The sequence below is a fragment of the Variovorax sp. 05L425 genome (assembly GCF_056397705.1).
The window spans coordinates 145,225-169,697 of sequence record NZ_JBFTNY010000006.1 but is presented as its reverse complement, the minus strand read 5'-3'; the positions used below and the strand labels follow the sequence as shown (position 1 = coordinate 169,697).

27 protein-coding genes are annotated in these 24,473 nt (G+C 65.5%); 14 read left to right on the top strand and 13 right to left on the bottom strand.

The window, feature by feature from the left end:
- The first annotated feature begins 18 nt into the window (after positions 1–18).
- From xdhC to AC1DN9_RS09565, 7 genes are all read left to right on the top strand, one after another.
- Positions 19–831, top strand: a complete 813-nt coding sequence (gene xdhC / locus AC1DN9_RS09595) for a xanthine dehydrogenase accessory protein XdhC (protein ID WP_478099451.1) — start codon at positions 19–21, stop codon at positions 829–831.
- A 208-nt stretch (positions 832–1,039) separates the two neighbouring features.
- A complete protein-coding gene (locus AC1DN9_RS09590) occupies positions 1,040–2,245 on the top strand; it encodes a urate hydroxylase PuuD (protein ID WP_478099449.1) in 1,206 nt (401 codons plus the stop codon).
- Positions 2,246–2,314: 69 nt separating this feature from the next.
- A complete protein-coding gene (locus tag AC1DN9_RS09585) occupies positions 2,315–3,649 on the top strand; it encodes a glycerate kinase type-2 family protein (protein WP_478099447.1) in 1,335 nt (444 codons plus the stop codon).
- Between the two features lie 67 nt (positions 3,650–3,716).
- Positions 3,717–4,451: a phosphatase PAP2 family protein gene (locus AC1DN9_RS09580; RefSeq protein WP_478099446.1), complete on the top strand. Its 735-nt coding sequence runs from the start codon at positions 3,717–3,719 to the stop codon at positions 4,449–4,451.
- A 51-nt stretch (positions 4,452–4,502) separates the two neighbouring features.
- Positions 4,503–4,763, top strand: a complete 261-nt coding sequence (locus AC1DN9_RS09575) for an acyl carrier protein (protein ID WP_478099444.1) — start codon at positions 4,503–4,505, stop codon at positions 4,761–4,763.
- On the top strand, positions 4,760–5,971 hold the full coding sequence (locus AC1DN9_RS09570) for a beta-ketoacyl-[acyl-carrier-protein] synthase family protein (protein WP_478099443.1): 1,212 nt from the start codon (positions 4,760–4,762) through the stop codon (positions 5,969–5,971). Before AC1DN9_RS09575 ends, AC1DN9_RS09570 begins: the two co-directional genes overlap by 4 nt.
- Before the next feature lie 47 nt (positions 5,972–6,018).
- The gene (locus tag AC1DN9_RS09565) at positions 6,019–6,549 is read left to right on the top strand and encodes a DUF4136 domain-containing protein (protein ID WP_478099441.1); all 531 of its coding nucleotides are present in this window, start codon (positions 6,019–6,021) and stop codon (positions 6,547–6,549) included.
- On the opposite strand, the gene AC1DN9_RS09560 is transcribed toward AC1DN9_RS09565, so the two are convergent.
- Complete coding sequence (locus AC1DN9_RS09560; RefSeq protein WP_478099440.1) at positions 6,550–7,764, bottom strand: D-amino acid dehydrogenase; 1,215 nt, start codon at positions 7,762–7,764, stop codon at positions 6,550–6,552. It lies immediately after the preceding gene.
- A 210-nt stretch (positions 7,765–7,974) separates the two neighbouring features.
- Between AC1DN9_RS09560 and AC1DN9_RS09555 the strand changes: the two genes are divergently transcribed.
- From AC1DN9_RS09555 to AC1DN9_RS09540, 4 genes are all read left to right on the top strand, one after another.
- Complete coding sequence (locus AC1DN9_RS09555; RefSeq protein WP_478099439.1) at positions 7,975–8,856, top strand: transporter substrate-binding domain-containing protein; 882 nt, start codon at positions 7,975–7,977, stop codon at positions 8,854–8,856.
- A gap of 15 nt (positions 8,857–8,871) precedes the next feature.
- Positions 8,872–9,633, top strand: coding sequence for an aspartate/glutamate racemase family protein (locus tag AC1DN9_RS09550; RefSeq protein ID WP_478099437.1), 762 nt, complete (start codon positions 8,872–8,874; stop codon positions 9,631–9,633).
- A 182-nt stretch (positions 9,634–9,815) separates the two neighbouring features.
- On the top strand, positions 9,816–10,727 hold the full coding sequence (locus tag AC1DN9_RS09545; protein ID WP_478099435.1) for a ZIP family metal transporter: 912 nt from the start codon (positions 9,816–9,818) through the stop codon (positions 10,725–10,727).
- 118 nt (positions 10,728–10,845) lie between these two features.
- Positions 10,846–11,088, top strand: coding sequence for a hypothetical protein (locus AC1DN9_RS09540; protein WP_478099433.1), 243 nt, complete (start codon positions 10,846–10,848; stop codon positions 11,086–11,088).
- A gap of 148 nt (positions 11,089–11,236) precedes the next feature.
- Here the strand turns inward: AC1DN9_RS09540 and AC1DN9_RS09535 are convergent, their stop codons facing one another.
- The 8 genes from AC1DN9_RS09535 to AC1DN9_RS09500 form a co-directional block, all read right to left on the bottom strand.
- A complete protein-coding gene (locus AC1DN9_RS09535) occupies positions 11,237–11,446 on the bottom strand; it encodes a dodecin (protein ID WP_478099430.1) in 210 nt (69 codons plus the stop codon).
- A 90-nt stretch (positions 11,447–11,536) separates the two neighbouring features.
- The gene (locus tag AC1DN9_RS09530; RefSeq protein WP_478099428.1) at positions 11,537–12,136 is read right to left on the bottom strand and encodes a DUF3299 domain-containing protein; all 600 of its coding nucleotides are present in this window, start codon (positions 12,134–12,136) and stop codon (positions 11,537–11,539) included.
- 2 nt (positions 12,137–12,138) lie between these two features.
- Positions 12,139–13,401, bottom strand: a complete 1,263-nt coding sequence (locus tag AC1DN9_RS09525; RefSeq protein ID WP_478099427.1) for an ABC transporter permease — start codon at positions 13,399–13,401, stop codon at positions 12,139–12,141.
- Positions 13,402–13,417: 16 nt separating this feature from the next.
- Complete coding sequence (locus tag AC1DN9_RS09520; protein WP_478099425.1) at positions 13,418–14,122, bottom strand: ABC transporter ATP-binding protein; 705 nt, start codon at positions 14,120–14,122, stop codon at positions 13,418–13,420.
- Between the two features lie 8 nt (positions 14,123–14,130).
- Positions 14,131–14,667 carry a DUF2796 domain-containing protein gene (locus tag AC1DN9_RS09515; protein ID WP_478099424.1) on the bottom strand — a complete coding sequence of 179 codons (537 nt, stop codon included), beginning with the start codon at positions 14,665–14,667 and terminating at the stop codon, positions 14,131–14,133.
- A gap of 5 nt (positions 14,668–14,672) precedes the next feature.
- On the bottom strand, positions 14,673–15,578 hold the full coding sequence (locus AC1DN9_RS09510; protein WP_478099423.1) for a sulfurtransferase: 906 nt from the start codon (positions 15,576–15,578) through the stop codon (positions 14,673–14,675).
- Positions 15,579–15,588: 10 nt separating this feature from the next.
- On the bottom strand, positions 15,589–16,506 hold the full coding sequence (locus AC1DN9_RS09505; protein WP_478099587.1) for a DMT family transporter: 918 nt from the start codon (positions 16,504–16,506) through the stop codon (positions 15,589–15,591).
- A 14-nt stretch (positions 16,507–16,520) separates the two neighbouring features.
- Positions 16,521–17,657: an aromatic ring-hydroxylating oxygenase subunit alpha gene (locus AC1DN9_RS09500; protein WP_478099422.1), complete on the bottom strand. Its 1,137-nt coding sequence runs from the start codon at positions 17,655–17,657 to the stop codon at positions 16,521–16,523.
- A gap of 181 nt (positions 17,658–17,838) precedes the next feature.
- Here AC1DN9_RS09500 and xseB point away from each other — a divergent pair, with 181 nt between their 5' ends.
- Genes xseB through dxs form a run of 3 tightly spaced genes read left to right on the top strand, consistent with a single transcriptional unit; the run spans position 17,839 to position 20,891 of the window.
- Positions 17,839–18,105, top strand: a complete 267-nt coding sequence (gene xseB, locus AC1DN9_RS09495; protein WP_478099421.1) for an exodeoxyribonuclease VII small subunit — start codon at positions 17,839–17,841, stop codon at positions 18,103–18,105.
- Positions 18,102–19,019, top strand: a complete 918-nt coding sequence (locus AC1DN9_RS09490; protein ID WP_478099420.1) for a polyprenyl synthetase family protein — start codon at positions 18,102–18,104, stop codon at positions 19,017–19,019. Before xseB ends, AC1DN9_RS09490 begins: the two co-directional genes overlap by 4 nt.
- A gap of 15 nt (positions 19,020–19,034) precedes the next feature.
- A complete protein-coding gene (gene dxs / locus AC1DN9_RS09485) occupies positions 19,035–20,891 on the top strand; it encodes a 1-deoxy-D-xylulose-5-phosphate synthase (RefSeq protein ID WP_478099419.1) in 1,857 nt (618 codons plus the stop codon).
- A 12-nt stretch (positions 20,892–20,903) separates the two neighbouring features.
- On the opposite strand, the gene AC1DN9_RS09480 is transcribed toward dxs, so the two are convergent.
- The 4 genes from AC1DN9_RS09480 to AC1DN9_RS09465 form a co-directional block, all read right to left on the bottom strand.
- Complete coding sequence (locus AC1DN9_RS09480; protein ID WP_478099418.1) at positions 20,904–21,626, bottom strand: ABC transporter ATP-binding protein; 723 nt, start codon at positions 21,624–21,626, stop codon at positions 20,904–20,906.
- Positions 21,623–22,408 carry an ABC transporter ATP-binding protein gene (locus AC1DN9_RS09475; RefSeq protein WP_478099417.1) on the bottom strand — a complete coding sequence of 262 codons (786 nt, stop codon included), beginning with the start codon at positions 22,406–22,408 and terminating at the stop codon, positions 21,623–21,625. Before AC1DN9_RS09475 ends, AC1DN9_RS09480 begins: the two co-directional genes overlap by 4 nt.
- Positions 22,409–22,500: 92 nt before the next feature.
- Positions 22,501–23,364, bottom strand: a complete 864-nt coding sequence (locus AC1DN9_RS09470; RefSeq protein WP_478099416.1) for a branched-chain amino acid ABC transporter permease — start codon at positions 23,362–23,364, stop codon at positions 22,501–22,503.
- 61 nt (positions 23,365–23,425) lie between these two features.
- Positions 23,426–24,307 carry a branched-chain amino acid ABC transporter permease gene (locus AC1DN9_RS09465; RefSeq protein WP_478099415.1) on the bottom strand — a complete coding sequence of 294 codons (882 nt, stop codon included), beginning with the start codon at positions 24,305–24,307 and terminating at the stop codon, positions 23,426–23,428.
- Between the last annotated feature and the right edge of the window lie 166 nt (positions 24,308–24,473).

Sequence of the window (24,473 nt, the reverse complement as noted above, 5' to 3'; positions counted from 1 at the left end):
AAACGGGAGGTTTCGCCCATGACCGGCGCCGTCGACGAACTGCTTGCGCGCTTGCGGCGTGAGTCCGGCATTCTGGTCCGTGTCGAAGCGACCCAAGGGTCTGCCCCGCGTGAAGCGGGCACATGGATGGCCGTGTGGGCCGACGGCCTGACGGCCACCATCGGAGGAGGCCAACTCGAGTTCCAGGCCGTCGACGAAGCTCGCGCCTGGCTTGCAGGCGGAGCGGCCATCGAAGGCGTGCGTCGCTATCCGTTGGGGCCGAGCCTCGGGCAGTGTTGCGGCGGCGTTGTCTTTCTGTCGTACCGCCGAATCGGCGCGGCGGATGCGAAGGCGCTGCAGTCCGAACTGCTCGCACACCTGGAGCCGGTGGCCCTGTTCGGCGGCGGCCATGTGGGTGCGGCGCTGGCGCGGGTGCTCTCCACGTTGCCGTTTTCCGTGCGCTGGATCGACAGCCGCGATGGCATCTTTCCCGACGACCTCCCTGCGCAGATCGAAACCGAATACTCCGAACCGGTGCAGCAGGCGGTTGCGCAACTTGCGCCGGGCTCGCGCGTGCTGATCATGAGCTTCAGCCATGCCGAGGACCTGGACATTGTGATCGCCTGTCTCAAGCGGCTGCGCGAGCAGGACGATCTTCCGTACATCGGCCTGATCGGCAGCAAGACGAAGTGGGCGACCTTCCGCCATCGGCTCGAAGCGCGCGGCTTCACGGCGGAAGAGATGGCGCGCGTGACCTGCCCGATCGGCGTGCCCGGCATCACGGGCAAGGAACCGGAGGTGATCGCCGTGGCCGTCGCGGCACAGTTGTTGCAATCGCTTCCGTCTGCGTGAGGGGCGCTCAGGGTTTTCCAGCACGTCGCGTGACACAAAACCTGAAACTTCTCTTCCAAGAGTGTATACACTTCAGTCCACAAGCCGCAGCGGAGCGAGGTCCAGTCCATGGCCTGCGTTCGCGGCACTATCTCTGCTTACAGCGCCCGCAGTGGTGAGCAGGCCGAAATACCGCGGCGTTCCCCTACGCCGACAAGGTTGAGAGTCAATGGAAAGCTATTACCTCGACTGGGCCAATCTGCTGCTGCGCTGGGTCCATGTCATCACCGCGATCGCCTGGATCGGCGCTTCCTTCTATTTCGTGATGCTGGACAACAGCCTCGAAAAGCCGGAAGACCAGGAATCCCTGGACAAGGGTGTCGGTGGCGAGCAGTGGGCCGTGCACGGCGGCGGCTTCTACAACATGCAGAAATACGCGCTGGCGCCGAAAAGGCTGCCGGAACATCTGCACTGGTCGTACTGGGAGAGCTATTCGACCTGGCTCACAGGCTTCGGACTCTTCACGATGTCCTATCTGTGGAACGCCAGCACCTACCTGATCGACAAATCGAAGATGGACTGGCAGCCTGGCGCCGCCATCGCCGTCGCAGTGGCCTTCTTCGTGGTCTTCTGGATGATCTACGACGGCATCTGCCAGATCTTCGGCCAGCGCAAGAACGGCGACACCATCGTCGGCGTGCTGGTGGCGATCTTCATCGCCTTTGCGGCGTGGCTCGCGTGCCACTGGTTCGCCGGCCGCGCGGCCTTCCTCCTCGTCGGCGCGATGATGGCGACGACCATGAGCGGCAACGTGTTCTTCTGGATCATTCCCGGCCAGCGGAAGAATGTCGCGGCGCTGCGCGAAGGCAAGCCGGTCGATCCGATCCATGGCCAGCGCGGCAAGCAGCGCAGCGTGCACAACACCTACTTCACGCTGCCGGTGCTGTTCGCGATGCTGAGCAATCACTACAGCTTCACCTATACGCACAAATACAACTGGATCGTGCTGCTGCTCATCATGCTGGGCGGCGCCGGGATCCGGCAGTTCTTCGTGGTTCGCCATCGCTTCAAACTGGGCAACGCGCGCAATCCCATCCCGTACGCGCTCTTCGGTACCGCGGTACTGGGCCTGTCCATCGTGTGGATGAAGCCGGAACCCGTCGCCGCGCCGGTAGCCAGCGCAGCGCCGCAAAAGGTGGCATTCGCCGAGATCCAGAAAGTGCTCGAACAACGTTGCTACATGTGCCACGGCGCACAGGTGCAGATGAAGAACGTGCGGCTCGATACACCCGATCAAGTCGCGGCGCACGCCCAGGCGGTCTACCAGCAGGTGGTGGTGACGAAGATCATGCCGATGAACAACGCGACGGGCATCACCGATGCCGAGCGCGCGCTGATCGGCAAGTGGTTCGATGGCGGAGCGAGCACGAAGTAGCCCCTTGGTCAATGCGTCGGGGCGGTGGGGGTGGGGATTGAGAAAATGTGTGGAGACAAGGGAAAGATCATGAGCTCTTTGAACACTTCGCCGATTCCGGACGCGCACGCTGCGCCGCGTCAATTCCTTGAACATCTCTATCGCGTCGCCGTCGAGCGCGCATTGCCGCTTGCAAGCATGGGACCCTGTCTTCCGAAGCCGCCAAAAGGGCGCACGCTGGTGCTTGGCGCAGGGAAAGCGGGTGCGTCGATGGCTCAGGCGCTGGAGGCGCTTTGGCCGGCCGACGCGCCGCTGTCGGGGCTGGTCGTGACGCGCTACGAGCACATTCCGCCGCGACCGGAGGGGCTCGCCCAACGCATCGAGATCGTGGAGGCGGCGCATCCGGTGCCCGACGAGGCCGGGATGAAGGCTGCGGAGCGCATCCTCGCGCTCACCCAGGGACTCACGGCCGATGATCTCGTGCTGTGCCTGATTTCGGGCGGCGGCTCGTCGTTGCTGACCTTGCCGGCGGAAGGGCTGACGCTGGCGGACAAGCAGCGCATCAACACCCAGTTGCTCGAATCGGGCGCTCACATCGGCGAAATGAACTGCGTGCGAAAGCATCTGTCGCGCATCAAGGGCGGCCGACTGGCGGCTGCATGCGGGCCCGCGCAAGTGGTGACGCTCACCATCAGCGATGTTCCGGGTGATGACCCTGCCGTGATCGCCAGCGGTCCCACCGTGCCCGATGCAAGCACTTGCGCGGAAGCGCTCGCCATCCTCCACCGCTACCGGATCGAGGTGCCGGCGCCTGTGCGCGCCCGGCTCGAAAGCGGCGCCCTCGAAACGCCCAAGCCCGACGACGCCGTCTTCAAGAATCACGTCACGCACTTGATCGCCACGCCACAGCAGTCGCTGGAAGCCGCTGCTGCAGCGGCGCGGGCGGCGGGCATCCAGGCCCACATCCTCAGCGACGAGATGGAAGGCGAGTCCCGCGAAGTCGGCAAGGTGCACGGTGCGCTGGCTCGCGCGGTGTCGTTACGCGGTGAGCCTTTCGCAAGGCCTTGCGTGATCCTCTCGGGCGGAGAAACCACCGTCACCATCCGGCCGCGCCAACCCGGGCAGGCAAAGGGGCGGGGAGGCCGGGCCGGCGAGTTCTGCATGGGACTCGCAGGCGCGCTCGCAGGCCGCGAAAACATCTGGGCGCTCGCGGCCGACACCGACGGCATCGACGGGGTTGAAGACAACGCCGGTGCCTTCGTCACGCCCGACTCCCTGCGCCGCGCGGAAGCCGCGGGCCGAAAGCTGACCGACCATCTCGACCGCAACGATGCCTACGGCTACTTCGATGCGATCGGCGATTTGCTGGTCACCGGACCGACACATACCAACGTCAATGACTTCCGCGCGTTGTTGATTCTGTAGTCCCGTTTGCGGTTCGAGCGGGCAACAGGCATGCTTGGCGCCCGACAAGACCGAAAACGCCGATTGCATGAATCAACCCCACCTGGGCCTCGTGTCCTACCCGGCTCAGCGCTGGACCGTCGACATCGGCATGCGGATTCGTCGGCATCTGCTGCTGAAAGTGGTCGGGACCACCGCGTTCACCTGGCTTTTCTTCATCGGCTACTTTCACCTGCTTCGCCAGCCGGTCAATCCGGTGATGGTGATGCCCTTGACCGCGTTGGACTCTCTGATTCCGTTCCAGCCGCAGGCCCTGATCGCCTATTTTTCGCTGTGGGTTTATATCGGCGTGGCACCGGGGCTTCAGCTCACGTTCAAGGAACTGGTCGCGTACGGCCTGTGGGTCGGCGCGCTATGCCTGACCGGCCTGGGCCTGTTCTACCTCTGGCCGACGCAGATCCCGCCGATGGCCACGGACCCTACCGACTTCCCGGGGTTCGCCATCCTCCAGGGCGTTGACGCGGCCGGCAACGCCTGTCCTTCGATGCACGTGGCAGTGGCGATCTTCACGGCCATCTGGGTGGAACACATCCTGCGTGGGGCGAAGGCGCCGATATGGCTGAGGCTGGTCAACGGGGCCTGGTTTGCCGCGATCGCGTATTCGACGCTGGCGGTCAGGCAGCACGTGGTGCTCGATGCCGTTGCAGGGGCGCTGCTCGGCATCGCCTTCGTCCTTCCGTCCTTGCACTGGCGCCCCGGCCGAAGCGAATGGGTGCGAAGTCGAAGCGGATATCATGGAATTTCACTGCCCAGGAGGGGTTGATCTGCGGGCAGGAACAACCAACATAGCCGTCGGCCGGTCGACGGCCAGAGTATGACGACTGACACCGCAATACAGAGTTCGCTCAAAGAACTGCAGGATCTCATCCACGAGAAGTACGGGATCGAATCGTCGGCACTCGATCCCGATGCATCGATGCGCGAGAAGGGCTTCGATTCGCTGGCCCTGGTCGAATTCGTTTTCGCGATCGAAGACCGCTTCGGCATCACGATGCCTGACGACGACCCCGACATCGATACGCTGGCCCAGTTGGCCGCCGCTGTCGACAAGGTTCGAGCATCGCAGACGACGTGAACCAGGTTGCGGTGACCGGTCTTGGCGTCGTGGCGCCGCATGGCGAAGACCCCGACGTGATGTTCTCGGCGCTGATGCGCGGCGAATCCGCGCTCCGGCCGATTTTTCCGGAGTTGCCCAAGCCCGCGGCTGCGGCGACCGTGGTGTTCGACGAATCCCGCTGGTTCACCAAGCTGCAGCTCGCCGGGGTGGATCGCGTCAGCCAGCTTGCGGTCGCAGCGGCAGACATGGCAATGCGCGATGCCGGCATTGCAGGTGCCCCGGACGATATCGACCCCGAGCGCGTCGGCGTGTTCGCCGGCTGCGGCATGGGCGGCGCAGCTTCTCTGGATGCGGCTTATCGCGGCAACGGCCGCGTGCCGCCCTTGACCATTCCCGCCTTCATGCCCAACGCACCCGCCTCGCACATCGCCATGCGTCATCGGGTCCATGGGCCGGTGTTGACGTACTCGGTGGCTTGCGCCTCGTCGGCCGTGGCCATCGCCGAGGCTGCGAAGGCGATCCAGCGAGGCGACGTCGACCTGGCCATCGCCGGCGGCAGCGAGGCGCTGATAGTGCCCGGTGTCGTCATGGCATGGCAGGCAATGCAGACGCTCGCCAGCTTCGCGCCCGGCGAGGCGGCGGCGGCGGTCCGCCCGTTCGCGAGCGATCGCAAGGGCTTCGCGCTCGGCGAGGGCGCCGCCTTTCTCGTCCTCGAGTCGGCCGAACGAGCGCGCAGGCGCGGCGCACGCATCTGCGCCATGCTGGCCGGCTGGGGCCAGAGCTGCGACGCCTCGCACCTGACCAAGCCCGATGCGCACGGCCAGGCGCGCGCCATCCGCCAGGCCTTGCGCCAGGCCGGATTGCAGCCCCGGGACATCGGCTACTGCAACGCGCACGGCACGGCCACGCGCATCGGCGATGTGGTCGAGCGCGAGGCGCTGGCGGACGTCTGGGGCGGCGATCTCGACCAACTGAGCGTCAGCTCGACCAAGGCATTGCACGGCCACCTCCTCGGTGCCGCCGGCGCGCTCGAGGCGGTCGTCACCGTGTTGGCGCTGCAACGACGCGAGTTGCCTCCCAACGCGCATTGCAGCGTGATGGACCCCGACTGCAGCCTGAACCTGACGCCGGCATCCGGTGCATCGGCGCCTCGCCTCGAAGCGGCGATCAGCCATTCATTCGCCTTCGGCGGCACGAACTCGGTGCTGGTGTTCGCGCGCGCCTGAGCCACGGCTAAACTGGCCGGACTTCACATCGATGCATTGGAGTCAACATGATGAGACGATTCGCCGCGCTGATCCTCGCTGTGCTGCTGTCGGCTTGCGCGACCTCGCCGAGCGTCAAGATCGATTTCGACCCCGGTGCGAATTTCACCCGATTCCAGACGTACAGCTGGATCGCCCGGCCTGACGGCGGATCGCCATTGATGCAGCAGCGCATCGTCGACGGCATCGATTCGCGCCTGCAGGCCAGGGGATGGAAGCTCGTTCCCAACGGTGACGTTCACGTGGCCGCCCATGTGACGAGCACGGAACGGCAGACCTTCAACACCACCTACAACAACTTCGGATACTCATGGGGTGGTTTCGGACCGGCGACGAGTTCGTCGCGGACGACGGTCGACACCTTTGAAGTGGGAACGCTCGTCGTCGACATGTTCGAGGGCAAGAGCAAGACGGCGCTGTGGCGTGGCACGGCCAGCGGCACGTTGCAGGACGATCCGGCCCGCATGACGGCGATGCTGCAAGCCGCGCTCGACAAGATGTTCGCTGGCTTCCCGCCAGGCACCACGCCGGCGAAGTGATCAGCCGGCCAGATCGCGCCCGATCTGCTGCGCGGAGCCAAAGGCCAGGGTGAATCCCAGTGCGCCGTGGCCGGTGTTGAACAGCATGTTGCGCGGGGCGGCGCCTGGCAGTCGGCCGATGATCGGCACGCCCGTCGGTGTAGCCGGCCGCATGCCGGTCCAGGGATGCAATGATTCCAATCGACCCGCGCGCGGAAACACGGCACGGGTCGCCTCTGCGAGCGTCTCGATGCGCGTCGCCGGGATGCTCGCGTCATGGCCGACCAGCTCAGCCATCCCGGCCACCCGCAAACGCGATCCGATGCGGGCGAACACGACCTTCCGGGCGCTGTCGGTCACGTTCACCCGGGGCGCCGCGCCCGGCGACGGATCGACATCTACCGTGATGCTGTAGCCCTTGAGCGGATAGACCGGCAAATAGGCGCCCAACTGCCGACCGAGCCGGTTCGACGCCGTTCCCAGCGCCATGACGAAGGCATCGGCAGCGACATCGCCTTCACTGGTGCGGGCTGCGGCGACCTTTCCGCCGCGCACGTCGAAGCCGGCGATCTCGGTATCCAGGACGAAGCGCACGCCGCGCGCGCTCAGTGCTCGCACGAGTTCCGTGCACACCTTGAGGCAGTCCGCCGCGCATTCGCTTGGCGTGTGGACCGCGCCCGCCATCTGGCCACGGTAGTCCGCCAGGGCCGGCTCGATCGCGACGCATTCGTCCGGCGTGACCAGGCGCTGGTCACTGCCCATCGTGCGCTGCAGTTCGAGCTGACGGTGGGCGCCTTCGAGCGACGATTCGCTCGCGTACAGCACGAGCTTGCCGGTCGCAGAGAAGTCGCAATCAGGGTTGATGTCGGCACGCATTTCCTCGAACGCATTGCGACTCTCTGCCGCCAGCGTCAGAAGCCGGGCTGTCGTTTCGCGCGAAGTTTGCGCATTGCAGGCCGCGAGAAAAGCCATGCCCCAGCGCCACTGCAGGGGATCGAGCTGCGGACGCAGCTTGAGCGGGGAGGCGGGCGACAGCAGCAGCTTGGGCAACTGCCGCCAGATCGACGGATCGGCCAGCGGCTGCACGTAGGAATAGCTCAACTGCGCGCCATTGCCGCCGCTCGCGCCGGCGCCCGGCGCCGCACGGTCGATCACGCTGACCTCGAAGCCTTGCCGGTTCAGTTGCCACGCGGTGGCCAGCCCGACGATGCCGGCGCCCAGCACGCACACGTGCATCACGTTCTCCCTCTTGTTGTTCGGATACGCCGACTCTAGGGCGATGCGGCGCCGCCGGGAAATGCCKAAAGCGCCGCGGCCCATAGCCAAAGCTCATGGGATGCCACATCCATAACATTTGGACATGGGCGTGCGTGCAAAAGGAATTGTGACCGGGGCATGAATGCTTCCTACACTCCGTTGCATATTCAAATCACCGAAAGGGCTCGCATGAAACTTTCCGCATTGATGGCCGCCGTCCTGCTCACCGCCGCCGCGACGGGTGCGCAGGCCGCCGACACCCTCGCAAAGATCGCCGAGTCCGGCAAGATCACGCTGGCCTATCGCGAGTCGTCGGTGCCTTTCAGCTACCTGGACGGCAACAAGCCCATCGGCTTCTCGGTCGAGCTTTCGAATGCGGTGGTGGATGCGGTCAAGAAGAAGCTCAACAAGCCCAATCTCGAAGTCGCGCTGATGCCGGTGACATCGGCGAACCGCATTCCGCTGCTGCAGAACGGCACCATCGACCTCGAATGCGGCTCGACCACCAACAACACCGCGCGCGGCAAGGACGTTGCGTTTGCGATCAATCACTTCTACACCGGGACCCGCCTGCTCGTGAAGAAGTCCTCGAAGGTCAAGAACTACCCGGACCTGGCCAAGAAGACCGTCGCCACGACCACCGGCACCACCAACGCGCTGGTCATGCGCAAGTACAACACCGAGAAGAACCTCGACATGGACATCGTGCTCGCGAAGGACCATGCCGACGCCTTCCTGCTCGTCGAGTCCGATCGGGCAGTGGCCTTTGCGATGGACGACATCCTCCTCTTCGGACAGATCGCCAACGCCAAGAATCCCGGCGACTTCGAGGTCGTCGGCGATGCGCTGCAGGTCGAGCCCTACGGCTGCATGCTGCCCAAGGACGACCCGGCCTTCAAGAAGGTGGTGGACGACACCATCATCGGTCTCATGAAGAGCGGCGAGTTCGAAAAAATGTACGACAAGTGGTTCATGCAGCCGATCCCGCCGAGGGGTACGTCGCTCGGCCTGCCGATGAGTCCGCAGCTCCGCGAAAACATCAAGACCCCCAGCGACAAGCCAGCGACCTGAGCGCTGCCTAGGGCTGTGACACACACGGTAGGCATCCTTGGAGGCATGGGGCCCGCGGCCGGCGCGGACTTCGTGCGGCTCTTCGTGGATGCCTGCGCACGCCTGATGCGCGCGCGGGGAGAGGCGGTAAGCGACCAGGCTTTTCCGGAGCACTGGCTGGCCCAGGTTCCGGTGCCGGATCGCAGCAACGCGCTCGATTCCTCCGGCTTGGGCGCGCACCAGCCGCTCGAACCGATGCTCCAGGCGCTGGGCCGTCTTGCCGCGCTCGGAAGCCGTGCCGTCGCCATTGCATGCAACACGGCGCACGCCTGGCATGGCGCATTGCAGACGCGCTTTCCGAACATCGAGATCCTGCATGTGGCGCGCGAGGTGTCGGCACACCTCGCGGCGCAGGGGGTGCGCGACGTGGCGCTGATGGCGACTGAAGGTACCTATCGCGTCGGCCTCTACGAAAAGGCCATGGCCGACGCCGGGCTGGCCTGCCACCTGCCGTCGACCGACGAGCGACAGATTCTCATGCGGGGGATCTACGAAGGCGTGAAGGCGGGTGACATGGCGCTGGCGGAGTCCTGCTTCGCCGAAGTGGCCGTGCAACTGGCGAACCGGCATGGATCGGTCGCCATCGTGATGGGTTGCACCGAGATTCCGCTGGGCCTGCAGGGCTCGGCGGCAGTCGAAGGTCTGCGGCTGGTGGATCCGGCGAGGGTGCTGGCGTCGGCGCTGGCAACCCGGGCCTATGGTGGCGCATCCGGGCGGACAACGTTGGCGTTCGATTGATCGGCTGCGACAAGGGAATGCGCTTGACACGGTTGATAAGATGAAAGCCGCCCTTGCAGCCGGATCGCCGGCCGCGAGGACGTCAAAGCCGACGGTGTGGACTGACCGCATCCGCCAGCCGCTTTCCAGCGAAAGCCGTCCGATGGACGGCTTTTGTTTTGACAACAACGCGCCAAGCCGTCATGAATTTGTTAGCCATCATCGCCGCGACCCTGGTCGCCGGCATCGGAAGTGTCTGGATCGCTGCCTTTTTGCTGCGCGTGGGTGTGAGAGATGGCGAGGGCGGTGTGAATCCGCAGCATCTGTTGAGCCTGGCGGCGGGTGCGCTCCTGGCCACTGCCTTCATGCACCTGCTGCCGGAAGCCTTCGAAAGCCGGATCGAGCCCGGCGTGTTGTTCGGCGTGCTGCTGTTCGGGTTGGTCTTCTTCTTCCTGCTGGACAAGGCCGAACTCTGGCATCACGGGCACGAACATCATCATGGCAATGAGGACGACGGGCATGCGCACGACCAGGGACATGATCACGGCCACGATCACGGCCGTTCCCATTCGCACGATCACTCGCATGCCCGCACCGCCAAAAGCGGCGGCTGGGCCGTCCTGACCGGCGACAGCGTGCATTGCTTCGGCGACGGGATCCTGATCGCATCGGCTTTCATCGCCGACCTGCGTCTGGGTCTTGTGGCGGCGGTCGCGGTGCTGGCGCACGAGGTGCCGCACCACATCGGCGATCTCGTCGTGCTGCGCCAGAGTTCGGCGAATCAGCGGGCCGCGCTGGTCAAGGTATCGCTGGCCGGGACCATGACCGCGCTCGGCGGCGTGGCCGGATGGTGGCTGGTCGACCGGCTCCACGACTGGCTTCCGTATTTCCTGGTGCTGGCGGCCAGCAGCTTCGTGTACGTCGCGCTTGCGGACCTGATCCCGCAACTCCAGAAGCGCCTGCCCTCGCGCCAGACGGCCATGCAGATCGTCTGGCTGGTCATCGGCATTGCACTCGTCACGCTGGTGAGCCGGCTCGCGCACGGCGAGCACGGCCATGACCACGGCGATGCGGGTGCGGATGCCCCGCACGAGGCATCCGGCCACAAGCATTGAATGGACACACAACGCACGTTCTGAAACATCTGTTGCCCCTTGGCTCAAGCGGCTGATTCGACCCGGGCTCACACTTGGGGTGCATCATGCGAAACATCAGTCAGCCAGGAGTCCGATCATGATCAGCGCCGACCCCCCTCTGCGTCCCGGAGAAGCCGCAGACGAACCTGAGATCGACGAAACCGAAGACACCTTGCCCGAGGACGCGGAAGACGAATTCGACGAGTCCGAACTCGAAGCCGAGGCGACAGAGGATCTGTCCGAAGAAACCGGCATCGACCTTACGGATGCGAGCGAACTCGATGCCGACAACGTGCTGGCTGACGAAGAGTTCGATCGGGTCATCCAGGCACCTGATTGAGTTCGCCCCTGGAATTGAACTCGCCCCCAGGCTGCGCGCACTTCGTGTCGCTTCGCCAACCCCCTATCGGGGGCGCCGCCTGCGGCCCGGCGAAGCCGGTTCCGCGGCGGCCCTGGAAGGGGGCGCGCCGCGCGCGGCCCCTAGTGTTCTACGCTTCCAGGGTGAAGCCTACTTTGATGGTTACTTGCCAGTGGGCTACTTCGCCGTTGACGACGTGGCCGCGGGTTTCTGTCACTTCGAACCATTGGATGTTGCGCACCGAATCGCTGGCCTTGGCGATGGCGGCCTTGACGGCGTCGTCGCTGCTGGTGGCTGATGAGCCTGTGAGTTCGATGAGCTTGTAGACGTGGCTGGACATGGCGTTCTCCTTGGACGATGGATCGCGTCATGGTGGCACATCGGAGGCGCCGTGTCCCGCATCTTCATGACGATGCCGTTGTAGCCGGTGCTACTTCGCGCCGCCGGTGTATTTGGTGACGTCGTCGGCCGTGATGTGATAGCCGCTCACGCCCATCATCGAATCGTTGCGCACGGTCTGCAGCTTGCCGCTGACCCACACGGTGTCCATGGCGCGGAACTTGGCGCCTTGCTTCGGACGCACGTGCAGGATCTGGTTGGCCGGCGGCGGCGGCGTGTGGATGCAGGCGCCGAAGTAGGGCACGAGCAGGAACTCGGTGACCTCGCCCTTGTTTTCTTCGAGCGGCACGATGAAGCCCGGGATCTTCACGTCGACGCCGTTCATGGCGGCGTTGGTCGGCGCGTTGTTCGACGCTTCCTGGAGCTTCATCAGCATCTCGTTGGCGCGCGGGTCGCTGTCATCGAGTTTGCTCAGGTCCATGCCCTTGAGTTCCTTCATCGGGTCCCAGTCCTTGGGCACCAGTTCTTCCCACGAGATGACGCGGGGCTGCCCCGGCGCGGTTTTGGCGTCTGCGGGCTTGCCGCCGAGCGGGTTGGTCGGCGAGGTGGCCTGCGGCGAGGGCTCGGCCGCCAGCGCACTGCCCGCGACGATGACCGCGAGAAGGAAGGAGATGGGGAGACGCAACGTCATGTTCAGATCCTTGGGGAGAGTCCGTCGGCAAGCGACAGACGATAGGCGCGAATGCCGGGCAGCAGGCTGGCAATCCAGCCCGCCGCGATCAGGCTCGCGAGCAATATCCATTCGTTGAGTGTAGGTTCGGACAAGCGCAGGGCCAGTCCGAACTGCGCTTGGAGCCAGGGCGAAAGAAGGGCAATGCCGAGTGCCGCGAAGACGACGCCGATCGCCACGCCCAGCAGCGTGACCAAGGCGCCTTCGAGTGCCAGCAATGCCAGGACATGCCGAAGGCTCGCGCCGACTGCGCGCAGCACGGCCAGTTCGCGGCGACGTTCGTTCAAGCTCGCCATCACGACCGAAACCAACCCCGCGAGGCTGACCAGCGCGACGAGCGCCGACATCAGCAGCAGCGCGTTTTCTCCGATGCCGATCACGCTCCACAGTTCGTCGAGCGCGACGCCCGGCAAGATGGCCATCAGCGGTTCGCCGGTGTAGGTGGAGACCCAGCGCTGCACCGAGAACACCGCGGCGCGATTCTTCAGGCCGACGAGCGCGGCCGTCACGTTCTTGGGTGTCAGATCGAACTTGCGCACCTGCTCGGCCGGAATCTTCACCCCCGGCATGGGCGCGCCGCCCACCCATTCGAGATGGATGGCTTCCATTGCCGGAAGCCCGATATGCACCGTGCGATCGACGGGTGTTCCGGTGCGCTCGAGCACGCCGACGACCGTGAAAGGCTTGTCCGCGTGATCCGAGACATCGAGCTCGCCGCTGCCGTGCGCAAGCGTGATCTTCTGGCCGACGTGGTAGCCCAGCTTGTCAGCCACCTCGGCGCCTACCACCGCATCGAAAAGTTCGCTGAAGGGCTTGCCTTCGCGCATGCGCAGCGCTTGGCGGTTGCCGTAGTGGAAATGCTCGAAATACTCGGGCGTCGTCGCCAGCACCGCGAAGCCGCGGTGCGAATCGCCGAGCGAGAGCGGAACGACCCAATCCACGCCAGGGTGCGCGGCGAGCGCCTGCACGCTCTTCCATTGCACGTTGTTGGTGGCGGCGCCGATGCGGAACACCGAATACAGCAGCAATTGCGTGGAGCCGGTGCGCGCCCCGACGATCAGGTCGGTGCCCGACACGGAGGATGAAAAGTTCTCGCGCATCTCTGTGCGGATGCGTTCGACGCCGAGTAAGAGGAAGGTCGACAGCGCGATCGAAAGTACGGTGAGGGCGAGCGTGAAACGGCGGTTCCAGGCACTGCGCCATGCGATAGCGAAGAGTGCCGTCATGCGTTCCCCCACGCGGTCATGCGGGCTCCCCGGACGCCGCGCGATTGATCTCCGGAAGCAGCACGTGGCGCGAGAAGCGTTCAGCGATGCGCTGATCATGGCTCACGAAGACGAGCGCGCTGTCGTTCGTCTTGCAGGCAGCGAGCAGCACGTCGAGAAAGGCTTCGCGCCGGTCTTCGTCGAGCGCGGAAGTCGGCTCGTCAGCGATCACGATTTCGGGGTGGCCGATCAGCGCGCGCGCGGCGGCCACGCGTTGCTGTTGGCCAACCGACAACTGCATCGCTTGGCGGTGCCACAGACTGGCGTCGAGTCCCATCTGCGCGAGCAAATGTTCGGCCTGCGACCGCGCGGCACCATCGCGCGTGGCCTGGGCCATGCGCCGTGCCGAAAAGCGACAAGGCAACATCACGTTGTCCAGCACGCTGAGATAAGGCAGCAGATTGAATTGCTGAAAGATGTAGCCCACATGCGCCACCCGCAGGCGGTCCCGCGTAGCGCCCGACAGTGCGGCCCAATCGTGCCCTAGCAGCGCGACGCGCCCGGCTTCGGCCACCAGCACGCCGGCCAGCAACGACAGCAGCGTGCTCTTGCCGCAGCCGCTCGGGCCGTGCAGGAACACGGCTTCGCCGGTGGCAATGTCGAGCCGCTCGATGTCGATGCAAGGCGCCTTGGCGCCAGGCCAGCTGAAGCGCAACGCTTCTGCCGAGAGAACGAAATTCACAGGCCGGTTCACTTGCTCCAGGCCAGGCGTTCGGCCGGCCGCTTCAGCGTTCGCTTGAACTGGCCTTGCGGCGATGCGATCTGGGCCTCGATCTGGCGCGGACCCTTGAAGGCGCCGAACAGGCCGATGTCGATGAACTTCGCCGCTGCGGCGTTGGTGCAATTGAAGGCGAAGGTGCCGTCGAGATCGGCATGACCTTCGGTGGCGTCGCCCTCGGTCTTGCCGAGGCCCAGCGCCGCGGAACGCAGCGTGACCGGGCCGAGCTTGCAGTTGGCGGTGGGGTCGATCTTGAAGAGCTGGTCGGCCGCGCGCAGTTGTGCGATGGCGTTGTCGACGGTCTGTTTCTCGGCGTCGGTGCGGGGCGCACGCTCGAAGCCCACGAAGTTGTCGAGCGGCGAATCCATCTCGATCACGACAGTGGGGCCTTCGATGACGACATCGAGCTTGATCTGCCCATGCACGTGGGATCGTTGGGTCTGGGCGAGGGCGGTGAAGGGCGTGGCGAGGAAAGCGGTCAGTGTGAGCGAAAGAAGCGGCCGACTCATCAATATCATGGTTGTGCGCCTTGCCGGGTCGGCAGCCCCGGCGTGTTGCTCCACTCGCTCCAGCTGCCGGCATAGAGCGCGGTCGGACCGAGTCCCGCGATCTGCATCGCGAGCAGGTTGGGCACCGCGCTCACGCCGCTGCCGCATTGGTGGACGACCGTGGAGGGATCCCGGCCTGCCAGCAATGATTCGAATTCGGCGCGCAGTTGCGCGGCCGGCTTGAACTTCCCGTCAGGACCGAGGTTCTCGGCAAAGGGCCGGTTCAAGGCCCCCGGGATGTGACCGGCGATCGGGTCCAGAGGTTCCACCTCGCCGCGATATCGTTGTGCCGCGCGGGCGTCGATCAGTGTCTGGTCAGCCTGCTCGAGCCGCTTGGCCACAGTCTGCGTGTCGACGAGCGTGAGCAGCGGCTTGCCGGCGACGAAATTCGATTGGAAGTGCGAGGGCTCCTCGCGGTTGGTGACGGCGCCGCCCGCCGCTTGCCAGCCTCGCAATCCTCCATCGAGCACAGCTGCCGCATCGTGGCCCATCCATTTGAGCATCCACCAGAGCCGGCCACAGTAGTTGGCACCGTTGCGGTCGTAGACCACTGCCTGCATGTCGTTGGCGAATCCGACGCTGGAGAGCCAGGCCGCGAATTTCTCGCGGCTCGGCAGCGGGTGCCGGCCGCCGGAGGCGGGCGGGCCGTCGTCTTTCGCCACGACCACGCCGTGCGCTCCGGCCACGCCGTGCTTCGCGCTGAGGTCGGTGTCGAGATTGGCGTACACGGCGCCGGGAACGTGCGCCGCGCGATATTGCTGCGCGCCGGCTTCAGGCTTCATCAGGTCGAAAGTGCAGTCGAACACCATCAGGCGTGCATCGCCCGACTGCAGGGCCTTCAGTTGTTCCGCGGTGATGAGGGTCGTGTACATGCGAGTTCCTTCAATGTTCCTCGGCCGGCGCCTTCGGAAGCTGACGCTGGCGCAGCACGGTGGCCGCAATGCCGCTTGCGACGATCAGCCCCATGCCGCACCAACCCGACACGTCGATGCGGTCGCCGAACAGCAGCACGCTGTACATCGCTGCGAAAACGATGCCCGAATACTGGAGATTGGCAACCAGAAGCGTACCGCTTTGGGTCTTGGCAGTCGCGTACGCGCGTGTCATGCAAAGCTGGCCGAGGGCCGCGAGCACACCGACAGGCAGGAGCCAGATGGCATGGCCCCAGGTCCATTCGCTGAAAGGGGTGAACGGCCCGAGGAGAGTGCCGAGGCCGCCCGCGACGGCGGACCCCACGGCGAAGTAGAAGACCGTGCGCGCCTCAGGCTCGCCGAGCCGCGACAGTGCGACGACCTGCATGTAGGCGAAAGCGGCCGTGAGCCCCGACAAGAGACCCAACAGGCCCGCGAAACCCTGGCTGTCGCCGACGGTGGGCTTCAGCATCAGCACGACGCCGCCGAATCCCGCGAGTACCGTCAGCACCAGCGGGCCCTGCAGCGGCGGGCGCGGCACAGTGCCGTCACGGCCCGGCACAGGCACCCAGGCGAGCAGGGCGCCGCCGACCAGGAACGCCGCGATCCAGACGCTGCTCATGTAATTGAGCGTCATCGCGGTAGCCAGGGGCATGTGGGCGATCGCGAAGAACCATGCGCCCAGCGACACCACGCCGATCATGCTGCGCCATGCGTGCATGCCGGGGTAGCGCGTGCCCAGGGTGACGCCGCGACTCCGCGCGAGCACCCAGAGAAACACGATACCGATGAGGCCGCGATAGAACACCAGTTCGGCGCTGGAGAACCATGCCGAGGCGAACTTCACGCACACGCCCATCGAGGCGAAGATCAGTGCGCCCAGCACCATCCAGAGCGCTTGCACTAGCCCGCCATCTCGCGGCGGTACCACTCGTGGAATTGCTGCATGCCGTCTTCCATCGGGCTCTGGTAGGGGCCGCTCTCGTCGTCGCCGCGCAGCATCAGCGCGCGGCGGCCGGCGTCCATGCGCTCGGCGATTTCATCGTCCTCGACGCAGGTTTCCATGTAGGCGGCCTGCTGCGCCTCGACGAATTCGCGCTCGAACGCGACGATCTCTTCCGGGTAGAAGAACTCGACCATGTTGAGCGTCTTCTGCGGCCCGATGGGATGCAGAGTGGAGACCGTGAGCACGTGCGGATACCACTCGACCATCACGTGCGGGTAGTAGGTGAGCCAGATCGCGCCGTACTTCGGCGGCTTGCCGTCGCGGTACTTGAGCAACTGTTCCTGCCACCGCTGGTAGACCGGGCTGCCGGCGCGGCCAAGCCGGTTGGCGACGCCGACCGTCTGCACGGAGTGATGCCGGCCGAATTCCCAGCGCAGGTCGTCGCAGGTGACGAAGCTGCCGAGCCCAGGGTGGAAGGGACCGACGTGGTAGTCCTCGAGGTAGACCTCGATGAAGGTCTTCCAGTTGTAGTTGCACTCGTGTAGCTCGACGCGGTCGAGTGCATAACCCTCGAAGTCGAGGTCCGCGCGGGCGCCGAGGTTCGCCAGATCGGCTGCGACGTCGCGGCCCTTGCCGGTCGCGCTCTTCTCGAAAAGAAGACCGTTCCACTCCGTCAGCGGATAGTTGTGCAGGTTGAGGCAGGGATCCTGATCGAAATGCGGCGCGCCGATCAGCATGCCGGTCGTGCGCGGGTCTGCGGCGGCATACGTCCAGCGATGCAGGGGGCAGACGATGTTGCCGCCGCTCCTGGCATCGAGCTGGCCGCGATCCTGGAGGATCAGCGCCTGGCGGTGGCGGCAGACGTTGGATATGAGTTCGACGCCCTTGGGCGTGTGAACGAGCGCGCGCCCCTGGTGCTCCTGGGGCAAGGTGTGGAAGTTGCCCGGTTCGGGCACCGCGAGCCGGTGGCCGACATAGCGCGGTCCAGCGGCGAAAAGCGTTTGCAGCTCGCGGGCATAGAGCGTCTCGTCGAAATACGCGGAAACCGGGAGTTGGCTCGAAGCCTGCTGCAGTTGAAGACTTAAATCAGACATGGGTGACCTGACCAAGCTCCCCACAGGGAGAGAGAAAGAACGGAAGGCTGCCGTCTAAGGCTTGCGACGGCCCGAAGAAATGGGCCGACAACTGCCGGCCCTGAAAGAGACGCGGATTGTACCCCCGGGATGCGAATCGGCCCCCCGCCCTAAAATGCCGGGTTTCACCCACGAACGCCGCATGCCCAAGGTGCCTTCTTCTTCCCAGCCGCCAACGCCTGCCGCGCCCGATACCGGAGCACTGCCGGCGTCCTACGAAGCCGGTCTCCAGGAACTCGAACAACTCGTCACCGAACTCGAATCGGGCCAGTTGCCGCTCGACCAGTTGCTCGGCAGCTACCAGCGAGGCGCGGCGCTGCTCGCGTTCTGCCGCGACAAGCTGCAAGCGGTCGAAGACCAGATCAAGGTGCTCGACGCGGGCAGCCTCAAGGTCTGGGCGTCCGAATGACAGTCACCGAAACCCTGCGGTGGGACGCCGCCCGTCTCGCAGCGTGGAGCGAGCCGCTGCTCGCGCGCGTCGAGTCTGCGCTGTCGGACTGGGTCGGCATCGACGCACCGGTCCAGCTCGGCGATGCGATGCGCTATGCGGTGCTCGACGGTGGCAAGCGTTTGCGCCCGCTGCTGGTCCTCGCGGCCAGCGAGGCCGTCGGCGGTCACGCGGAGGCGGCGCTGCGCGCCGCCTGTTCCGTTGAATTGATCCACGCCTATTCGCTCGTGCACGACGACCTGCCGTGCATGGACAACGACGTCCTGCGCCGCGGCAAGCCGACGGTGCACGTCAAGTTCGGCGAAGCCGACGCGCTCCTGGCCGGCGATGCCCTGCAGGCGCTGGCCTTCGAACTGCTGACGCCCGATACAAGCGGCATCCCCGCCGAAGTCCAGGCCAACCTCTGCCGTTTGCTGGCGCGCGCCGCCGGCAGCCAGGGCATGGCGGGCGGGCAGGCCATCGACCTTGCGAGCGTGGGCGTCGCGCTCGACGAAGCACAGCTGCGCAACATGCATCGCCTGAAGACCGGTGCGTTGCTGCAGGGCAGCGTGGAAATGGGCGCGGCCTGCGGTGATGTGATCGCGCCTGAAAGCCTCGCGGCATTGCGCGACTACGGCGCGGCCGTGGGGCTCGCCTTCCAGGTGGTCGACGACATCCTCGACGTCGTCGCCGATTCCGAGACGCTGGGCAAGACGGCCGGCAAGGATGCCGCGAGTGACAAGCCCACCTATGTCTCACTGCTCGGCCTCGACGGCGCCCGCGTCCAGGCGCGCCAACTCTTGACCCAGGCGCTCGACGCGCTGGACCGCTGCGCGCTGGCCGACACCGCGGCGCTCCGCGCGCTGGCTTACATGGTCGTGGATCGCGATCGATAACGACAAGACTTCTCCATGGCTCCGCTGCTCCCCACCATCAACGATCCTTCCGTGCTGCGGCAATTCGACCGCGCTCAACTCAAGCAACTGGCCGACGAAGTGCGGAGCTGCGTGCTCGACAACGTGTCGCGCACCGGCGGCCATCTCAGCTCGAACCTCGGCACGGTCGAACTCACGGTTGCGCTGCACCACGTCTTCAACACGCCGCACGATCGACTGGTGTGGGACGTGGGCCACCAGACCTATCCGCACAAGATCCTCACGGGTCGGCGTGACCGCATGCCGACGCTGCGTCAACTCGGTGGCATCTCGGGCTTTCCGCAACGCACGGAGAGCGAGTACGACACCTTCGGCACCGCGCATTCGTCGACCAGCATCTCGGCCGCGCTCGGCATGGCGATGGCCGCCCGGCAAAAGGGCGAGGAGCGCCATTCCGTCGCGATCATCGGCGACGGCGCGCTGACGGCCGGCATGGCCTTCGAGGCACTCAACAACGCCGGTGTGTGCGACGACTGCAAGCTGCTCGTGATCCTGAACGACAACGACATGTCGATCAGCCCGCCGGTCGGCGCGCTCAACCGCTACCTTGCGCAGTTGATGAGCGGCAACTTCTATGCCGCCGCCAAGAACGTCGGCAAGAGCGTGCTGCGCGCCGCGCCGCCGCTGTTCGAACTCGCCAAGCGCTTCGAGCAGCATGCCAAGGGCATGGTGGTGCCGGCCACCCTGTTCGAACAGTTCGGCTTCAACTATGTCGGGCCGATCGACGGCCACGACCTCGATTCGCTGGTGCCCACGCTCGAGAACCTCAAGCACCTGCGCGGGCCGCAGTTCCTGCACGTCGTCACGAGGAAGGGCCAGGGCTACAAGCTGGCCGAGGCCGACCCCGTCGCCTACCACGGCCCATCCAAGTTCGACCCGGCCGTGGGTCTGGTCAAGCCCGCGACCGCGCCCAAGCAGACCTTCACGCAAGTCTTCGGCAACTGGCTGTGCGATATGGCTGCGCAGGACGGTCGTCTGGTCGGCATCACGCCGGCGATGCGCGAGGGCTCGGGGCTGGTCGAATTTGAAAAGCGTTTTCCCGAGCGCTACTACGACGTGGGCATCGCGGAGCAGCATTCGGTCACCTTCGCCGCCGGCCTGGCGTGCGAGGGGCTCAAGCCGGTGGTCGCAATCTACTCGACCTTCCTGCAGCGCGCCTACGACCAGCTCATCCACGACGTCGCGATCCAGAATCTTCCCGTCGTGTTCGCGCTCGATCGCGCAGGGCTGGTGGGAGCCGACGGTGCGACGCATGCGGGCGCCTATGACATCTCGTTCCTGCGCTGCATTCCGAACATGAGCGTGGCTTGTCCGGCCGATGAGGCCGAATGCCGGCAACTGCTGACCACTGCATATCAGCAGGACCATCCGGTCGCGGTGCGATATCCGCGCGGTTCGGGTGCTGGTGTCACGCCGCACCAGACCCTCGAAGGCCTGCCCTTCGGCCAGGGCGAAATCCGCCGCGAGGGCAAGCGCATCGCGATCCTTGCCTTTGGCACCTTGCTCTATCCGGCGTTGCAGGCGGCTGAAGCACTCGACGCCACGGTGGTCAACATGCGCTGGGCCAAGCCGCTCGATGTCGAACTGCTGCTACAGGTCGCCGGGTCGCACGACGCGATTGTCACGATCGAGGAAGGCGCGATCATGGGCGGCGCGGGCAGTGCCGTGCTCGAGGCGCTGCAGGCCGCCCAAGTGCAGAAGCCTGTTCTTCAGCTCGGTTTGCCCGACCGCTTCATCGAGCACGGCGATCCGGGCAAGCTGCTCGCTGGCATCGGACTCGATGCCGCGGGCATTGAACAGTCGATCCGAGCGAGGTTCCAGCCCGGCGCCTAAGCGCTCAACCGCTTAACCGCCCAGATAGGCGTCCTGCACCTTCGGATTGCCGAGCAGGTCGCGTCCGCTACCGGTGAGCACGATCTTTCCGGTTTCGATCACGTAGGCACGGTCGGCGATCTTGAGCGCCTGCCGCACGTTCTGCTCGACCAGGAAGATCGTCAGCCCAGCCTTGTTGATCTCGCGCAGCGTGCGGAAGATGTCCTGCACGATGATCGGAGCGAGGCCCATCGACGGCTCATCGAGCAGCAGCACACGCGGCTTGGCCATCAGCGCGCGGCCGATCGCCAGCATCTGCTGTTCACCCCCCGACAGGTTGCCCGCCAGTCCGTCCGCGCGTTCCTTGAGCCGGGGGAAGAGCGTGTAGATGTGGTCGAGGTCGTTGGCGCGCTGCGCCCGGCCGTCGCGCCGGGTGTAGGCCCCAAGCTCGAGGTTCTCGCGCACCGTGAGCGTGGTCAGCGTGGCACGGCCCTCGGCCACCTGCACCATGCCGGCAGCGACGATCTTGTGCGGCGAGAGGGCGGTGAGGTCCTGCCCGTCGAGCACGACGCGCCCCGAGGCCTTCTTGACCAGACCCGACAGCGCCAGCAGCGTGGTCGACTTGCCGGCACCATTGGCACCCACCAGCGTCGTGATCTGGCCTTCATGCAGTTCGAAGTCGATGCCTTTCACGGCCTCGATGTGGCCGTACGCGACCTTGAGCGCGTCGACCTTCAGCAGTGGCGTTCCGCTCATGGCGTCACTCCCTCGTTCGTCGCTTCGTCCTCTTCGCGGCCCAGGTAGGCCTCGATCACTTGTGGGTCATTCCGGATTTGGTCCGGATCGCCGCGCGAGATGATGCGGCCGAAGTTCAGCACCGCGATGTGCTCGCAAAGGCCCATCACGAAACGCATGTCGTGTTCGATCATGAAGATGGTGTAGCCGCGACCCGCGATGTTGCGGATCTCGTGCATCAGGTCGGTCTTCTCGGTGCTGTTCATGCCGGCGACGGGCTCGTCGAGCAGCAGCAGCTTGGGGTCGGTCGCGAGAGCGCGCGCGAGTTCGAGCTTGCGCTGGTCGCCGTACGAGAGGTTGTCGGCCACGTCGTCGCCCTTGTGGTCGAGCTTGACCCATGAGAGCAACTCGCGCGCCCTGTCGCGTGCGCGCCGCTCTTCGCTGCGGAACAGCCCCGATGAGGCGAGCAGGCCCAGGGGCCCGTAGCGCAAGTTGGCATGCATGCCGACCATCACGTTCTCGAGCAGCGACATCTCCTTGAAGATGCGGATGTTCTGGAAGGTGCGCGCGATGCCGCCGCGCGTGATCTGGTGCGGCTTGAGGCCCGCGAGGTCGCGGCCTTCGAACCGGATCGTGCCGCCGGTGGTGGGCAGCAGCCCAGTGGTGAGATTGAAGACGGTGGTCTTGCCGGCGCCGTTGGGCCCGATGAGGCCGAACACGCCGCCCTGCGGCACTTCGAGGTTCACTTCCTGCAGGACCTTGAGTCCGCCGAAGTGGCGCGAGACGCCGTCGAGGGTGAGCAATGGTGTGGCTGTTGCCCCCACGCTCGGCACTTCGTGTCCTCGCTGCCCCCCGAGGGGGCGCGAGCTTGCTTGGGGGCGGCCCGGCGCGGCGCTCATGCCATCGCTCCCTTGCGTCCGAACCATTGCCGAAACCGTGCCGGGTCCCAGATGCCCTTGGGCAGGAAGAGCACGATCAGCACGAGGATCACGCCGTTCAGCACGAGCCGGAAATCGCCGAACGCGCGCAGTGCTTCGGGCAACACGGTCAGGATCACGCCGCCGAGCACCGGGCCGGTCAGCCCGTTGATGCCGCCCAGGACGGTCATCGTCAGGATGTCGACGCCACGGTCGAAGCCATATTCATTCGGCCCGATGAAGAAGGTCAGGTGCGCGTTGAGCACGCCCGCCAGGCCCGCGATGGCGGCACCCAGCACGAAGGCGAGCATCTTGTGTCCGCCGACGTCGATGCCCATCAGCCCGGCGGCTGTTTCGTCTTCCTTGATGGCCTCGAATGCGCGGCCGATCTTCGACCGGCGCATCCGCCACAGGCCCAGCAGCACGAGCACCACAGCCAGCGCCACATGCCACCACTGGGTGGATTGAGGGATGCCGTTCAGGCCCAGCGCACCGCCGGTCAGCGATTCGGCATTGAGCACGACGATGCGCACCACCTCGCCGAAGGCCAGCGTCGCCATTGCGAGATAGACGCCGGACAGCCGCAGCGTCGGCTTGCCGATGACGAAGGCGGTGAACGCCGGTGCCGCCATGCCGGCTGCGATGGCGACCGGGAAGGGCACGCCGTAGTTCATGGTGAGGATCGCCGAGGTGTAGGCGCCGATGCCCATGAACGCCGCATTGGCCATCGCCAGCATGCCGCATGAAAGCGTGAGCCAGATCGAGAGCGCCAGCAGTGCGTTGGTGCCCAGCGTGAGCACCAGGTTGCTGTAGACCGACCAGAGATTGTCGAAACCGCTCATAGAGAAACCTCCGCGCTGCGCGCTGCGGTGCGAGCTTGCTTGAAGCGGTTCGGCGCGGCGCTCATACCTTGCGCTCCTGCACGGTCCCGAAGAGGCCCTTGGGCCGCACCAGCAGCACCAGGAACAGCAAGCCGAACGCGACCGCATCACGCATGGTCGAGCCGATGTAGGCCACCGACAGCACCTCTGCAAAGCCGAGGAACAGCCCGCCCAGCATCGCGCCGCGAATGTCGCCCATGCCGCCCAGGATGATCACCGCGATGCCCTTGTGCAGCATCGGCTGGCCCATGAGCGGGAACACGGCGTTGGAATAGAGCCCGATCAGCACGCCGGCAAGCCCGCCGAGGGCAGCGGCCGCAAACGAGGTCAGATAGAACAGCCCCTCGACATTGATACCGAGCAAGTGGGCCGCCTTCGGCGACTCTGCGATGGCCCGCAGGGCGCGTCCGAGTTGCGTGCGCTTGAGTGCCACCATCAGCACCGTCATCAGCGCGAAGGACAGCAGGATGATGCCGAGCTCCAGCGCCGTCAGATGGATGCCGGCGAGATTCAGCGATTCGCCCGACACCACGCCGGCCGGGAAGCGCACGTTCTGCGCCCCGAAGATGCCCTGCATGCCGTTGTTGAGAATGATCGCGACGCCGATGGTCGCGATCATGGGAATCAGGTGGGGTGCGTTGCGCGCGCGCAGCGGCTTGAGCACCAGGAAGTCGATCAGCAGCCCCAACAGGCCGCAAAACACGAAGGCGAACAGCAGTCCGGCCCACAAGGGCAAATCGAAACGCGCCATGGCCTGGACCGCCGCATAAGCGCCCACCATGAAAACCGCGCCGTGCGAAAGATTGATGACGCCGAGCACCCCGAAGATCAAAGTGAAGCCCAGCGCAAAAAGCGCATAGACACACCCGAGGGAGAGTGCATTGACAAGTTGCTGTTCAAGCATGGTGGATCCGTTCTCCCCCAGGTTGGCTCACTTCGTGTAGCCGCCCACCCCCTCACCGGGGGCAACACCAGAAGCCCGGCAAAGCCGGTTCTTCGGCGTTTCCCGAATGGGGGATCGGCTGTGCCGGTCCCCGCTACTTCCGGGAACACCGCGGAACTGGCTCTGC

Excerpts from the sequence above, each read along its gene's own strand:
- xdhC (WP_478099451.1), top strand. The coding sequence starts at position 19 with ATGACCGGCGCCGTCGACGAACTGCTTGCGCGCTTGCGGCGTGAGTCC.
- AC1DN9_RS09590 (WP_478099449.1), top strand. The coding sequence starts at position 1,040 with ATGGAAAGCTATTACCTCGACTGGGCCAATCTGCTGCTGCGCTGGGTC.
- AC1DN9_RS09585 (WP_478099447.1), top strand. The coding sequence starts at position 2,315 with ATGAGCTCTTTGAACACTTCGCCGATTCCGGACGCGCACGCTGCGCCG.
- AC1DN9_RS09580 (WP_478099446.1), top strand. The coding sequence starts at position 3,717 with ATGAATCAACCCCACCTGGGCCTCGTGTCCTACCCGGCTCAGCGCTGG.
- AC1DN9_RS09575 (WP_478099444.1), top strand. The coding sequence starts at position 4,503 with ATGACGACTGACACCGCAATACAGAGTTCGCTCAAAGAACTGCAGGAT.
- AC1DN9_RS09565 (WP_478099441.1), top strand. The coding sequence starts at position 6,019 with ATGATGAGACGATTCGCCGCGCTGATCCTCGCTGTGCTGCTGTCGGCT.
- AC1DN9_RS09560 (WP_478099440.1), bottom strand. The coding sequence starts at position 7,764 with ATGCACGTGTGCGTGCTGGGCGCCGGCATCGTCGGGCTGGCCACCGCG.
- AC1DN9_RS09555 (WP_478099439.1), top strand. The coding sequence starts at position 7,975 with ATGAAACTTTCCGCATTGATGGCCGCCGTCCTGCTCACCGCCGCCGCG.
- AC1DN9_RS09545 (WP_478099435.1), top strand. The coding sequence starts at position 9,816 with ATGAATTTGTTAGCCATCATCGCCGCGACCCTGGTCGCCGGCATCGGA.
- AC1DN9_RS09540 (WP_478099433.1), top strand. The coding sequence starts at position 10,846 with ATGATCAGCGCCGACCCCCCTCTGCGTCCCGGAGAAGCCGCAGACGAA.
- AC1DN9_RS09535 (WP_478099430.1), bottom strand. The coding sequence starts at position 11,446 with ATGTCCAGCCACGTCTACAAGCTCATCGAACTCACAGGCTCATCAGCC.
- AC1DN9_RS09530 (WP_478099428.1), bottom strand. The coding sequence starts at position 12,136 with ATGACGTTGCGTCTCCCCATCTCCTTCCTTCTCGCGGTCATCGTCGCG.
- AC1DN9_RS09525 (WP_478099427.1), bottom strand. The coding sequence starts at position 13,401 with ATGACGGCACTCTTCGCTATCGCATGGCGCAGTGCCTGGAACCGCCGT.
- AC1DN9_RS09515 (WP_478099424.1), bottom strand. The coding sequence starts at position 14,667 with ATGAGTCGGCCGCTTCTTTCGCTCACACTGACCGCTTTCCTCGCCACG.
- AC1DN9_RS09510 (WP_478099423.1), bottom strand. The coding sequence starts at position 15,578 with ATGTACACGACCCTCATCACCGCGGAACAACTGAAGGCCCTGCAGTCG.
- AC1DN9_RS09505 (WP_478099587.1), bottom strand. The coding sequence starts at position 16,506 with ATGGTGCTGGGCGCACTGATCTTCGCCTCGATGGGCGTGTGCGTGAAG.
- AC1DN9_RS09500 (WP_478099422.1), bottom strand. The coding sequence starts at position 17,657 with ATGTCTGATTTAAGTCTTCAACTGCAGCAGGCTTCGAGCCAACTCCCG.
- xseB (WP_478099421.1), top strand. The coding sequence starts at position 17,839 with ATGCCCAAGGTGCCTTCTTCTTCCCAGCCGCCAACGCCTGCCGCGCCC.
- AC1DN9_RS09490 (WP_478099420.1), top strand. The coding sequence starts at position 18,102 with ATGACAGTCACCGAAACCCTGCGGTGGGACGCCGCCCGTCTCGCAGCG.
- dxs (WP_478099419.1), top strand. The coding sequence starts at position 19,035 with ATGGCTCCGCTGCTCCCCACCATCAACGATCCTTCCGTGCTGCGGCAA.
- AC1DN9_RS09480 (WP_478099418.1), bottom strand. The coding sequence starts at position 21,626 with ATGAGCGGAACGCCACTGCTGAAGGTCGACGCGCTCAAGGTCGCGTAC.
- AC1DN9_RS09470 (WP_478099416.1), bottom strand. The coding sequence starts at position 23,364 with ATGAGCGGTTTCGACAATCTCTGGTCGGTCTACAGCAACCTGGTGCTC.
- AC1DN9_RS09465 (WP_478099415.1), bottom strand. The coding sequence starts at position 24,307 with ATGCTTGAACAGCAACTTGTCAATGCACTCTCCCTCGGGTGTGTCTAT.